This window comes from Pseudoalteromonas sp. 0303 (assembly GCF_013349995.1).
In the GTDB taxonomy this organism is placed as follows: Bacteria; Pseudomonadota; Gammaproteobacteria; order Enterobacterales; family Alteromonadaceae; genus Pseudoalteromonas.
This window is the reverse complement of record NZ_JABVXF010000062.1, coordinates 1-12,574: the sequence shown is the minus strand read 5'-3', so window position 1 is coordinate 12,574 and position 12,574 is coordinate 1. Positions and strand designations below refer to the sequence as shown.

Here is a 12,574-nt window from a genome sequence, read left to right as displayed (position 1 = left end):
AGAAAAAAGAAAATGGCAGGGCTAGACGATGATTATCGCTCAACCCTGTTAGAATCTGGGATTAAAATGCGCTAGCCGTGTATTTCTAAAGGAATAGTGATAAAATTAGCTATGCTGTTTTTTTTCGATTATGTGCCTAAGCTTTATATATGATTGATTCTTCTTTGAGTCCGTGGGCTCGCACTCTCTCAAGCTTTATTTCTAAGTACGGTGAGTTTAAAACTGCCGCCGCCTGTTATGCCTTATTATTGGTCATGTCGCTGATCTTATCGTGCATGTTTTATTATGTTGCAGTTGGAACGGTGACTTTAGTTGATGTTTTGGCGGTGATGTTTTTTACCGCAGTGGTATCGCCGATTTTAATAACTGTACTGCTTAACTCAATTCGCCAATTAGAAGCCTCTTATAGCTACCTAGATAGCGCAACCAAACAAGAAAAACTGCTCAACCAAACGCTAAAAGACAATATCAGTCGCTTAAACGAAGAGATTGATGAGCGTAAAATTGCGTTTCATGCCAAGCACAGAGCAATAGAAGAACTTAGACGCGAAATCGCCGAGCGTAAGAAGACCCAACAAGAACTTGCACAACAAGGCATGCTATTGCGCTCTATTGTCGACTCATCTCCCGATTTATTTTATTACCGCGATAACAATGGTGTATTTGCTGGCTGTAATAAAATGTTTGAACAAGTGATAGGTAAAAGCAGCGATGAGTTAATCGGTAAGAGTGTTGAAGAGATTTACCCAAGTGATTATTTACCAGAAGTTCTGCGCACCGACAAAAAAGTATCTCAAACTCACCAAGCTCTGACGCTTGATGTCGAATACCCTGTTGATGGTGAAAAGCGCTGGTTTGAAATGCGTAAGTTACCTTTTATAAATGAAAAAGGTGAGTACATAGGTTTACTTGCCTTTGGCCGTGATATCACCAGTCGTAAAGAGGCGGCTCAGGCCCTTGAAGCGGCTTATAAAGATAAAGGGAAATTCATTGCAACTTTAAGCCATGAATTAAGAACGCCGCTTAACGGTATTGTGGGTTTAACCCGCATGCTACTTGATACTGAACTCGATAAACAGCAACGTAGTTGGTGTAATACGGTGTTTTCAAGTGCTGAAACCCTTGGCAATATTTTTAACGATATTATCGACTTGGATAAAATTGACCGTGAGCAGCTCGATATTGTTGCTGACTCAGTTAATGTGGCCGATTTTATTAATGACGTAGTGAATTTTGCAGGCTTAATTGCTGAACAAAAAGGTCTTGAGTTCAATATTAAACGTAAAGGCACACTGGATGTTTACGCATCTCTTGATCCGACCCGTTTACGCCAAGTTGTTTGGAACCTTATCAATAATGCCGTTAAGTTTACTCAGCAAGGCCATGTAGAGCTTGAATGCCGCCGTGAGAATCGTGCCGATGGTCCGTGGTTAGTGATGCGTGTGAGTGACACAGGTCAAGGTATTCCACAAGAGCAGCTGCATCGTATTTTTGACATGTACTACAAAGCACCGGATATCAACGGCACTAATGCTATTGGCTCAGGTATCGGCCTTGCGGTAACAAAAGCACTTGTTAGCGCAATGAAAGGTGAAATTAATGTCAGCAGTACTGAAGGTGAGGGCAGTGTTTTTGTTGTTGAAATACCGCTTAAGCTTTGTATTGCGCCTACCGAGCAAAGTTATGCGGTACGCAGCTTAAACATTCTTTTAGTAGAAGATGTGCCGCTAAATGCTGAAATTGCTACTAACTTACTTGAGCAGCGTGGCCACGAAGTTATTTGGGCTGAAACTGGTGAGGATGCGCTGTCGTTTGTCTACACAGAAGATGACTTAGACCTAGTTTTACTTGATATGCAATTACCTGATATCAATGGTGATGAAGTTGCTCGTCAAATTCGTGACGATGAACACTTTGATAACTTACCAATCGTTGCCTTGACTGCCAACGTGCGTAGCGCCGAAGAAGAGCTTGCTGGTATTAATATTCAAGGTGCACTCGCTAAGCCTATCAACACCACAAAACTCGATAAAATGCTCGGTGAGTTATTTGATATCAAGCAGCAACAAAACTGTCAGCCTGAGCCAATCAAAGCTGTGACTGAAAAAGATTTATCGGGTATTCGCGTTGAGCTGCTCGATATAGAAACCATCGAAGACTTTGTAGGCTCAATGGGGCTGGTTATATTTAATCGTAGCTGTGAGTTATTTAATAAGTTAAACCCTCAGTACCAAACTGAGCTGGCAGATGCGTTAGCGGCAGATGATAGAGAAGAGTACAAATCGGTGGCACACAAATTAAAAGGTGCAGCTGGCTCTGTAGGTTTAAACGATGTGCAATTACATGCTAAGAAGATGGAACACGGCGCGCTTGAAGAAAGTACTGAAGAGTTACAACAGTGGCTTGAAGAATTAGCAGTGAAAATAAATGAAGGGCGTGACGCCCTCCAATTATTCTTACAACAGTTAGAAGATTAATTCTAATTAGCTGTCGATTTTACCAATGAAACGATAGCCTTCACCATGGATGGTGCTGATCAGCTCAGATGTGCTGTTATCGCTTTCAAAGTGTTTTCTGATACGACGAATTGTTACGTCTACAGTACGGTCGTTAGCGCGAAGCTCGCGGCCAGTCATGTGCTTGATTAATTGCTCACGGCTGAAGATACGGCCCGGTGAGTCAAGCATTAAGCGTAGCGCGCGGTATTCACCTTTAGGTAAACGTTTAGCGTCGCCGCTTGGAGATGTTAAACAACGGCTGTTTTCATCAAGTTCCCAACCGTTAAATGTGATAACACCATTTGTTTCGATATTCGCTTCTTCGCCACCTAGGGCTGTGCGCGAAATAAGGTTACGAGCACGAATAGTTAATTCGCGAGGGTTGAATGGTTTTGTGATGTAATCATCAGCACCAATTTCAAGACCTAAAATGCGATCAACGTCGTTGTCACGACCTGTTAAGAAAATTAAACCAACGTTACGTTTTTGACGTAATTCACGCGCTAAGATTAGCCCGTTTTTACCTGGTAGGTTGATGTCCATAACTACAAGGTTCACATCATCATTATTTGTAAGCTTGTCATGCATATCATCGCCATCAATGGCTTCAATAACTTTGTAACCTTCAGCTTCAAATAAACTAACGAGGTTTAGTCGAGTTACGTCTTCATCCTCTACGATCAGAATGACTGGCGTTTGCATTGTATATTAACCTTTTCGGAAATTTTATTTACAAAAATTCGGTATTATCAAGCAAAACCGAATACTAGAGATTATAGGATTAGATCCAATTGTTAACAAGTAAAATCAATTTGGATAAAACTTAGCCATAGCTAACAATCGAGATTGCACTTTAAAGTTATGCTGCAATACGTGCTGCTTATTGATATACAGTCGGATTTTATTTCCTTCTTGAACCAGAGAGGCTATACCGCCATTTTCTAAAAAGCTGATACTTTCACCTATTGTTAAAGTATCCAATGAAATTGTATCGGTCCAAAGTGGAAGTATATCATTTTCTAATGTTTCATCAATGTATGTGATATCACAAACTTGAGAAAGTTCAGAAATTTGCTGGGTTTTTTTCACTAATATAACGTTAATTGGTTTTTTGTTAATTTGCAGTTCATTTCTATCTTTAAGGAACGCCCCAGGGCCTTTATCTAAGTCATAAAAGCAAAATGAAATAGGGGGAGGGTTCACTTGGTCATTAAACTTCGTGAACTTAGCAATTTGATACAAAAAGGCTGATTTAACTTGGTCCGGTGATTTGGCAAATGCAGGGCATACAACAAGCAAAGCTAATAAGATACAACTCACTAATCTCATTACGCTGCACCTTCTTGCAATGGCAGAGTAATAATAAAGTGAGCCCCTTCGTCAGCTAGTTCATCGTATACGATGCTACCGCCAAGTGCTTGAGTCACTAGGTTATAAACTAGGTGCATGCCCAAACCACTGCCACCTTCACCACGTTTTGTGGTTACAAATGGGTCGAAAATACGTTTGCGAATTGATTTCTCAACGCCAATACCGTTATCGAAGTAGTGAATACTCAAGCTACTTTCGTTGCGCTCAACGTTAAAGGTGATTTCGTTATTTTGATCATCACTAAATGCATGGATCACCGAGTTACTTAATAGCTGCTGTAACACTTGTTGTAACGGCCCAGATTTGGTTTCAATACTAACGTCATTGCTACAGTTAATCGTAACTTTAGGGTTACGGTATTGAATTTCTGAGCGCATCGACATCACCACATCACTTAATAGGTTATTTAAGTTAATTTTGGTGCTGACTTCTACATCTTGATTAACGGCCACTTTCTTAAAGCTAGATACGAGCTCTGCTGCGCGGTTAAGGTTGCGATAGATAAGATCGAGGTTTTCAATGCCGTCATTAATAAAGCGTTTTAAGTGTGCTGAAGTTAAAGTTTTTGTTCAAATTGCGTGTGAATTTCTGCCAGCTTGTCACGTAACAGCGTTGAGCCTGTAATACCTAAGCCAATAGGCGTGTTAACTTCATGAGCAACACCTGCAACCATTTGCCCTAGTGACGCCATTTTCTCGTTTTCGACGATTTGGTTTTGGTATTGATGCATACGCTCAAGGGTATTGAGCAGTTCTTGGTTAGCCTCACGTAAGGCGATTGTGCGCTGATTCACTTTTTCTTCAAGGCTTTGGTTAAGCTGTTTGATTTCTTGTTTGTCTTTTTCGTGGCGCTCAATTTGTTTTTGAGTGCGCGCGAGCATGATATTTAAGCTGCCCGCTAGCTGATTTATTTCATCAATATTGGTTTTTTGTGCGCGAGTATCATAGTTATGGTTTTTCGATACGTCTTGTAGCAGGTTACTTAATTCATCGATTGGGTTTGCAATGCGTTTTTGAATACGTCTAGCAACAAAATACACCAGTACTAAAACGAACAAGGTCAGTAAAATATCGATGATAATTTTACGATTAATATATTGGTTTAACCTGTCTAAGCCGCCGCGAACGTAAACATAACCGATGGTATCCCCTTCGTATACGATAGGGGTTATTAGCTCTATATCTTTATCTGTGAAGCGTGGCTCTAATAGGTTATCTATACTGCCAACCTTAATGGGTACTGGTGGGGTTCGATTGGCATTAAAGCTACTAAAAAACACTGGCTCATTTGATAACTCATCGATTGAATAAATATGGATGTTTTTAATAAGCGGCACAGATTCAAATGACTTTAAGCGCTCAGATTCGGTTTCGTTATCGTCAAATAACACCGTAATTTGCGCGTTGTAAGCAATTAATTCCGACAGGATAAAGATTTTATCGACAATCAGCGCTTTTTGCTCTTTTACGTCTAGATAAGTCGAAATAGAAATAGACAAAGACAAGCATAATGCAGTGACTAGCATTACCGCATTGGTCAACGCTTTACGAATACTTGTTTGTGTCGAAAATATCGGCATGCGCTATAGAAGGCCAGAATTTTTGTTATTAGTAAGAGTTTAGTCTAGCAAAGACATTTGAAAGTAACTAAATATTTTAAAAAATATTTTTGCTACGAATAAGCTATTTACTCAACTATTATTTAGTTGAGTAAACGGCAAATTTAGTATTTTTGAAATCTGTGCTGTATTGGCCAAACTGTGCTTCTAAAATGGGTGGGTATTTTAGGAAGCTGTTTGCAACTATGGTCAATTTACCTTGCTTGCTCAAGTGTTGTTTTGCTGAGCTAAGAAATGCTTCGGCAATGGTGTAATCTGTGGCAATCCCCGTATGGAACGGTGGGTTACTTATGATTAGGTCAAATTTACCATTAATATCAGTTAAGCCATCACTCAAAATCGCTTGGCCTTTGAGGTCATTTAACGCAAGTGTTTGCTCAGTGGCGTAAGTTGCAAGAGCACTTACATCGCTACATACAAATTCAAGCTCAGGCTGCTTTAAACCTAAGTAAGTAGCAATAATGCCTGCGCCACAAGCAAAGTCGAGTACTTTACCCTTGCTAACAGTTGGCGCATTATTCAGAAGTACCGCAGTGCCTACATCAAGCGCACCGTGGTTAAATACGCCTGGAACACTGATCGCAGTAAATTCAATATCGCCGGCTTTTACTTGGAATTGTTTGTGGTAACGGCTGATAGCAAAGTTATCGTTTAGCGTAAGCTCAGAGAATAAATACAGAATACAGTGCTTGGCACTATCGATCTTGTTACTAAAACCACAGTGGTCTTTTAGTTGTTTCTCTGCTGATTTAACACCGCTTTTATTTTCACCTACTACAAATAGTTGAGCATCTTGATGACAAACAGCACGAATGTTATCAAGGCACATTTGTGCTTCTGGCTTTGCTTTTGGGTAATAGTAGATAACTAAATCGTAGTTACCATTTGGAATAGTGTGATCAACCACTGCATGTATACCGGCTATTTTACTGGCATACATGGCATTTGCGTGGTTATAACTGAACGCAGTAATTTTTGCGTCGGGATTTAACGCTTTAAGTTCGCGTAAAAAGCCATCTTGCTCAAAGTTAACCACTAAAATCGATTGCCCAATAAGTTCGTCTTCATTACGAAGCAATAGTAAACTTGGGTTGGTTAACTTACTCATGCTGCTTTTACCTTTTATTACTTAGTACGCTCGAACATTAGATCCCATACGCCGTGACCTAAACGGTGACCGCGCTGCTCAAATTTTGTCAGTGGACGTGAATCTGGGCGAGGAACGTAATCGTTAGTTTCTGATTGGTTTTTGTAACCTTCAGCCACTTGCATTACTTCTAGCATATGCTCGGCATAATTTTCCCAGTCAGTCGCCATATGGAAAACACCGCCAATTTTTAATTTGCTACGTAATTTTTGTGCAAACTCTGGTTGTACGATACGACGCTTATGGTGACGTTTTTTATGCCATGGATCAGGGAAGAATAATTGCAGCTTAGATAAGCTTTCATCGGCAATACAGTCAGCAAGCACTTCAACCGCATCATGCTCGAATACGCGTAAGTTTGTTACACCAGCTTCATCGGCATCCATTAAACAAGCACCTACACCTGGGCGGTGAACTTCAATACCAATGAAGTTAAGTTCTGGTGCGTTTTTAGCCATTTCAACTAGCGATTTGCCCATACCAAAACCGATTTCTAGTACCACATCGTTATCGTTACCAAACACTTCTGCTAGGTTTAGCATGCCATTTTTGTGCTCAAGGCCCATAGTTGGCCAACACTTCTCGATGGCTGCCGCTTGGCCTTTTGTTAGGCGACCTTCGCGCTTAACGAAACTACGAATCGTGCGGATGTATTTACCCTCTTGCTTTGCTTGCTCGAGGTTTGGGTTACTTGAGTCACTCATATATTTTGGCCTGATTAAAATACTGACTATAGAAAAAGGTTGCGTATTATCCCTGACCTGCGCCTTGAGTACAATAGTCAAGGGCTGTTTATCTTTCGAGATTAATATTGCGACCATGTACGAGCAATTTAGACAGAGCAGAGCTTCTTCGGCTTGCTTGGCCTAACTAACTGCAATAGACTTGGCCGCAATGAGCTTCAGCAAGTAAAGATGTTATTTTGAATTTAAGCAATAAGGAGTCAACCTGGTTTGCAAACCAAGTGGTTGACTGGTACCACCTTCACGGTCGTAAAACTCTGCCATGGCAGCTAAATAAAACCCCCTATAAGGTATGGATCTCTGAGGTCATGCTACAGCAGACCCAAGTAGTAACTGTTATTCCTTACTTTGAAAAGTTTATGCAAAGCTTTCCTGACATTATTGCGCTTGCTAATGCGGATGAAGACCAGGTGCTACACCATTGGACTGGGCTTGGTTATTACGCCCGTGCGCGCAACTTACATAAAACGGCAAAAATAGTGCGTGATAAATACCAAGGTAAATTTCCAACCACGCTTGAAGAGGTGATGGACTTGCCGGGTATTGGTCGCTCAACTGCGGGGGCAATCTTGTCTTTATCACTTGGCCAACATCATCCAATTTTAGATGGTAATGTTAAACGAGTACTGGCACGCTTTTTTATGGTTGAAGGCTGGTATGGAGTGAAAAAGGTCGAAAATCACCTTTGGTCATTATCATCGCAATTAACGCCTAAAGAGTCGGTCACTGAGTTTAATCAGGCAATGATGGATTTAGGTGCAAGCCTTTGTTCACGTAGTAAATTTGATTGTGAGCCTTGTCCTTTAAATAGCAAATGCCTTGCTTATAACGAAGGTAAAGTTAAAGAGTTCCCGCATTCAAAGCCAAAAAAGGCTGTACCGAAGAAGTCATGCCATCAGCTTATTCTAGCCTGTGACAATAAAGTGCTTATGGAAAAGCGCCCAAGCTCAGGGATATGGGGTGGTTTGTTTGGCTTTTTTGAGTTTAGTGAGCAAGCTGAGCTAGAAACATTTTTAGCCCAGCATGGTTTATCAAACAATACGCAGGCACTTGAAGCCTTTACTCATGTGTTTTCGCATTTTGAGCTGACTATCAATCCACATGTTTTAACCTTGCCGAGTATTCCAGATCTTATTAATGAGCGGCAACTAGTTTGGTATCCGCTTGATGAATCAGTTGAGGTTGGCCTTGCAGCCCCAACGAAAAAGCTGGTTAAACAATTAAGCGCAATAGATTATAATAGCATCACGCAATAAGAGTAGAGAGCAATTATGGCACGCACAGTATTTTGTCAAAAGTTACAAAAAGAAGCTGAAGGCTTAGGCTTCCAACTATACCCAGGTGAGCTTGGTGAAAAGATTTTCAACAACATCAGTAAAGAAGCGTGGGGCCAATGGCAACATAAGCAAACGATGTTGATCAACGAAAAACACCTGAACATGATGGATCCAGAGCACCGTGCTTTTTTAGAAGAGCAAATGGTAGGTTTCTTATTTGAAGGTAAAGAGGTAGAAATCGAAGGCTACCGTCCACCAGAAAAATAAACCAAGATATTATATGTAAGAAGGGCCAATAGGCCCTTTTTTAATTTTCGTTTTCTTGTTCGGCTTTTTGAATTTGCTCTTTTAAGAACTGTGCCACTTTAGAGTATTCAATTTCGTAGCTGTCTCTTAGCGCAATTAATTCATCACTTGTTGGTGGTTGTTCTTTATCTTTACAACGCCCTTCAAACTCAGCAGCAAGCTCTGCTACTTTCATCGCCCCAATCGTTTTTGAGATTGATTTGAGCTGATGACAGGCTGAAGTGATTTTCTCTACGTCTTGCTCAATAACACCACTGTTGATTTCTTTACTAAGTTGATTACTTTGCTCTAAATACATTTTGAAAAAGCGTAGTTTCTTTGCTTCATCATTGTTTACATAGTTAGCAAGCATCGCCATATCAATAGGCACTGTTGGCCTTTTAACTTCAAGTTTAGTGGCTTCAGGATTCGTTTTGTATGCACATTTGTGCAAAGTGGCCTCGAGCACATTTAGCTCAACAGGCTTGGTGATGTAATCATTCATCCCTATGCTTAAACAGCGTTCTTTTTCGCCTTTAAGGGCATTGGCGGTGATAGCAATCACATAAGGTTGAGCGTTAATATCTTCAAGCTGCGATGCTTCATAACGAATTTTTTCAACCATATCGTAGCCTGACATTTTCGGCATGTGTAAATCGGTTAAGATAATTGAGTGTTTACCTTCACGCCATGCTTCGAGGCCTTTTTCACCATTTTCAGCCATTTCGACGCCATAACCCAACAGATGAAGCTGATCGGTCAACACTTGCTGGTTTAATACGTTATCTTCGACAAGCAATACAAGTTTGTTTTCTTCGCGGGCTTTATCAACACTTAAATAGTCGTTAAATGACTTAGCCGAAGCAATTTGTTTTGGCTTATGTAAACCTGCAGCCACTAGTAGCGACATCATAAAGTTAGATTTACACAGCGGTGCAGCATTTAGGTAGAAGATATTCTTATGATTAACAGCGGCTTCATCTAGCTTACTTAATACAATTACTTGCTGTTTATTGTCTTCTAAGGTGTATAGCAAGCGGCGTAAGATATAGTTAATATCTTCCATGGTTTCGATACCATCGAGGATCCAAATAATATCTTTTTTATCTTGTTCAGCTTCGATTTTGTCGCTGCTATCAGCAATAACAGGTGTTGCCCCCATAAATGATAGATAACGAGTAAGTAGTTTTTTGCGGCCATCATGGTTGGTTACAACGACAACACGTTGGTCTTTCATTACCTGCTTGTGAGCATATTCAACTTGACCTTGTGTGCTAAAAGGCAATTCAACAACAAATTCACTGCCGATACCTAAATCACTAGTAACAGAAATCGTTCCTAGCATTAGCTCTGTTAAGCTTTTACAAATCGATAAGCCTAAACCAGTACCACCGTATTCACGGGTGATTGAGCCTTCAGCTTGAATGAATGGGTTAAAGATTTCACGAAGCTGTGCTTGTGTCATACCCTTGCCGTTGTCTAATACGCTAAAACGCAGGGTGTAGTGATCAGTGGTGTTTTGAGCCACCTCTACCGAGATTTTAACGTGGCCTTTATGTTTATCATCAGTACTAGTGAACTTAATTGCATTACTGCATAGGTTATAAAGTACTTGGCGAACACGCACCGTATCGCCAATCAAATTTGTAGGGATATCTGGCGCAATTGCCAGCTCTAATTCAAGGTCACGCTTTTTGGCCACCGATGATAAAACACGAGCGACCTCTTCAATGGTGTCTGACACTGAGAAAGGAATATTATCGATATTCAGTTTACCTGCTTCGATTTTCGAGAAATCGAGAATGTCATCTAATATGCCTAATAAAGAAAATGCAGAATCACGAATAATTGTACTTAATCTGTGCTGCGCACCATCAAGCTCAGTTTGGCGAAGTAAGTCAATGGTACCGATAACCCCGTTCATAGGGGTACGAATTTCATGGCTCATGGTTGCTAAGAAAGTCGTTTTAGTTTCGTTTGCCTGCTCTGCTTTTAAAGTTGCTTGCTCAAGTGCGATTGTTCGATTATATACTTCATTTTCTAGACCGCTTTGAAGTTTCTGTAAATCAGCCTGTGCAGCTTTGTTTTCTGTAATGGCTGATTGCACTTTGTTAAGTAGCAAATTGATATGTTTGGCTACAGAGCTTAATCCAAAGTCTAATTCTTCGGTTACACGGGTTTGGTAATCTGCATTTTCTGTAATTGCCCTTAATTCTTTGCTCAAAGAGTTACTGCTTTTACTAAATCGTTTATTAATAAAAATACTTAGCGCGAAGGATAAAATAATTAAGGCTAGAAGAGTTAAAACAGCAAGGCCGATAGAAACTACTGATGATCCTGCTATTGGCTGCTCAATTGGGTGTTGTTTTACAATAAGCTCGCCAACAGGTTGATCATTAAATTCTAGAACGGTGTGAATAAGTGAACTTTGTTCTAGTTGCTGGGTTACTTTACTTGGCTCTATGAGCACTTTGTTATTAGCATAAACCAGTGAAACGTCACCATTGAATTCGTATCTATATAAGTAGTAATCAAAACCACTTTCAAGAAGTAATGCTAAATCTAAAACTTCCTTTACTTTATCTTGGCCAGGCATAGTCAATGCGCTGACAAGTGGAGATGTGAGTTGAGTTGAAAGTTGTTGAGCTGTTAATTGAGGCTGTTCTATCTTTTGTGGTGTGTTACTGGTTGGATAAAAAGAGTAAGCAACAACCGCAAGCAGGGCGATGACAAGGTTCGTGATAATAAAAAGCGGTAATAAGCCTTTTACTGGTGAGTTCGATTTACTTGGCATTTTTTTATCCAACAGTTTAAACAGCAATAGAGAGCATATTCTTATTATTAGGTAATCCTACCATCAATGAAGAAAAATTCACCACGTTTTTAACATAGGTAACTCTTTTATGATGAGGGTCAACTCAAATGGATAAACTTGTCGATTAAATAAGCTAAAAACTATTAAAAACAGCAATCTTGATTGAAAACTGTGCAAACAGTTAGAATCCTCAAAAAAAAGTTGACTTGAGAGGGCAAAACCCGTTTAATACGCCGCACGCCCAGACAGCAACAACCAAATTTGTTGCTCATAAAAGCGTTTGAAATTTGCCCAGATAGCTCAGTCGGTAGAGCAGAGGATTGAAAATCCTCGTGTCGGTGGTTCGATTCCGCCTCTGGGCACCATTATTTATATATTGGTGTTTAATTTATGATAAAACATCAGTATCGTGCATAGCACACAGTTTTAGTGTGCCGACTTAGCTCAGTTGGTAGAGCAACTGACTTGTAATCAGTAGGTCATCCGTTCAACTCGGATAGTCGGCACCATTTATTTAAACATCAAGCTTCTAGCTTTTTGTTATGCCCAGATAGCTCCGTTGGTAGAGCCATTGGGAATTGCATTGAAAATCCTTGTTGATATTCTGCATAAAACTAAATTTTTGCCCAGATAGCTCAGTCGGTAGAGCAGAGGATTGAAAATCCTCGTGTCGGTGGTTCGATTCCGCCTCTGGGCACCATTATTTATAATCTCAAAGTGATTAAGTGCACAACGCACACGATTTTAGTGTGCCGACTTAGCTCAGTTGGTAGAGCAACTGACTTGTAATCAGTAGGTCATCCGTTCAACTCGGATAGTC

At 40.3% G+C, this 12,574-nt stretch carries 8 protein-coding genes, 3 tRNA genes and 1 pseudogene; 6 read left to right on the top strand and 6 right to left on the bottom strand.

The window, feature by feature from the left end:
- Positions 1-149: 149 nt before the first annotated feature.
- Positions 150-2,477 carry an aerobic respiration two-component sensor histidine kinase ArcB gene (arcB, locus tag HUS62_RS21440; protein ID WP_175081087.1) on the top strand — a complete coding sequence of 776 codons (2,328 nt, stop codon included), beginning with the start codon at positions 150-152 and terminating at the stop codon, positions 2,475-2,477.
- Between the two features lie 6 nt (positions 2,478-2,483).
- On the opposite strand, the gene arcA is transcribed toward arcB, so the two are convergent.
- The 5 genes and pseudogenes from arcA to trmB form a co-directional block, all read right to left on the bottom strand.
- Positions 2,484-3,200 carry a two-component system response regulator ArcA gene (gene arcA, locus HUS62_RS21435; protein WP_054551295.1) on the bottom strand — a complete coding sequence of 239 codons (717 nt, stop codon included), beginning with the start codon at positions 3,198-3,200 and terminating at the stop codon, positions 2,484-2,486.
- Positions 3,201-3,305: 105 nt separating this feature from the next.
- Positions 3,306-3,827 carry a YfiR family protein gene (locus HUS62_RS21430; RefSeq protein ID WP_054560772.1) on the bottom strand — a complete coding sequence of 174 codons (522 nt, stop codon included), beginning with the start codon at positions 3,825-3,827 and terminating at the stop codon, positions 3,306-3,308.
- Positions 3,827-5,448, bottom strand: a pseudogene (locus tag HUS62_RS23255) (ATP-binding protein). Before HUS62_RS23255 ends, HUS62_RS21430 begins: the two are co-directional and overlap by 1 nt.
- A gap of 118 nt (positions 5,449-5,566) precedes the next feature.
- Positions 5,567-6,595 carry a methyltransferase gene (locus tag HUS62_RS21420; protein WP_175081086.1) on the bottom strand — a complete coding sequence of 343 codons (1,029 nt, stop codon included), beginning with the start codon at positions 6,593-6,595 and terminating at the stop codon, positions 5,567-5,569.
- A gap of 17 nt (positions 6,596-6,612) precedes the next feature.
- Complete coding sequence (gene trmB, locus HUS62_RS21415; protein WP_054560769.1) at positions 6,613-7,338, bottom strand: tRNA (guanosine(46)-N7)-methyltransferase TrmB; 726 nt, start codon at positions 7,336-7,338, stop codon at positions 6,613-6,615.
- Between the two features lie 218 nt (positions 7,339-7,556).
- On the opposite strand from trmB, the gene mutY reads away from it, so the two are divergent.
- Together mutY and HUS62_RS21405 are read left to right on the top strand one after the other, a co-directional pair.
- Complete coding sequence (gene mutY, locus HUS62_RS21410) at positions 7,557-8,633, top strand: A/G-specific adenine glycosylase (protein ID WP_220095094.1); 1,077 nt, start codon at positions 7,557-7,559, stop codon at positions 8,631-8,633.
- 15 nt (positions 8,634-8,648) lie between these two features.
- On the top strand, positions 8,649-8,921 hold the full coding sequence (locus HUS62_RS21405) for an oxidative damage protection protein (protein ID WP_063703501.1): 273 nt from the start codon (positions 8,649-8,651) through the stop codon (positions 8,919-8,921).
- Between the two features lie 40 nt (positions 8,922-8,961).
- Here HUS62_RS21405 and HUS62_RS21400 read toward each other — a convergent pair whose 3' ends face one another.
- Positions 8,962-11,733, bottom strand: a complete 2,772-nt coding sequence (locus HUS62_RS21400) for a hybrid sensor histidine kinase/response regulator (protein ID WP_175081085.1) — start codon at positions 11,731-11,733, stop codon at positions 8,962-8,964.
- A 310-nt stretch (positions 11,734-12,043) separates the two neighbouring features.
- On the opposite strand from HUS62_RS21400, the gene HUS62_RS21395 reads away from it, so the two are divergent.
- The 3 genes from HUS62_RS21395 (at position 12,044) to HUS62_RS21385 (ending at position 12,454) form a co-directional block, all read left to right on the top strand.
- Positions 12,044-12,119 (top strand) — tRNA-Phe (locus tag HUS62_RS21395).
- A 68-nt stretch (positions 12,120-12,187) separates the two neighbouring features.
- A tRNA-Thr gene (locus HUS62_RS21390) sits at positions 12,188-12,263 on the top strand.
- Positions 12,264-12,378: 115 nt separating this feature from the next.
- A tRNA-Phe gene (locus HUS62_RS21385) sits at positions 12,379-12,454 on the top strand.
- Positions 12,455-12,574 lie beyond the last annotated feature (120 nt).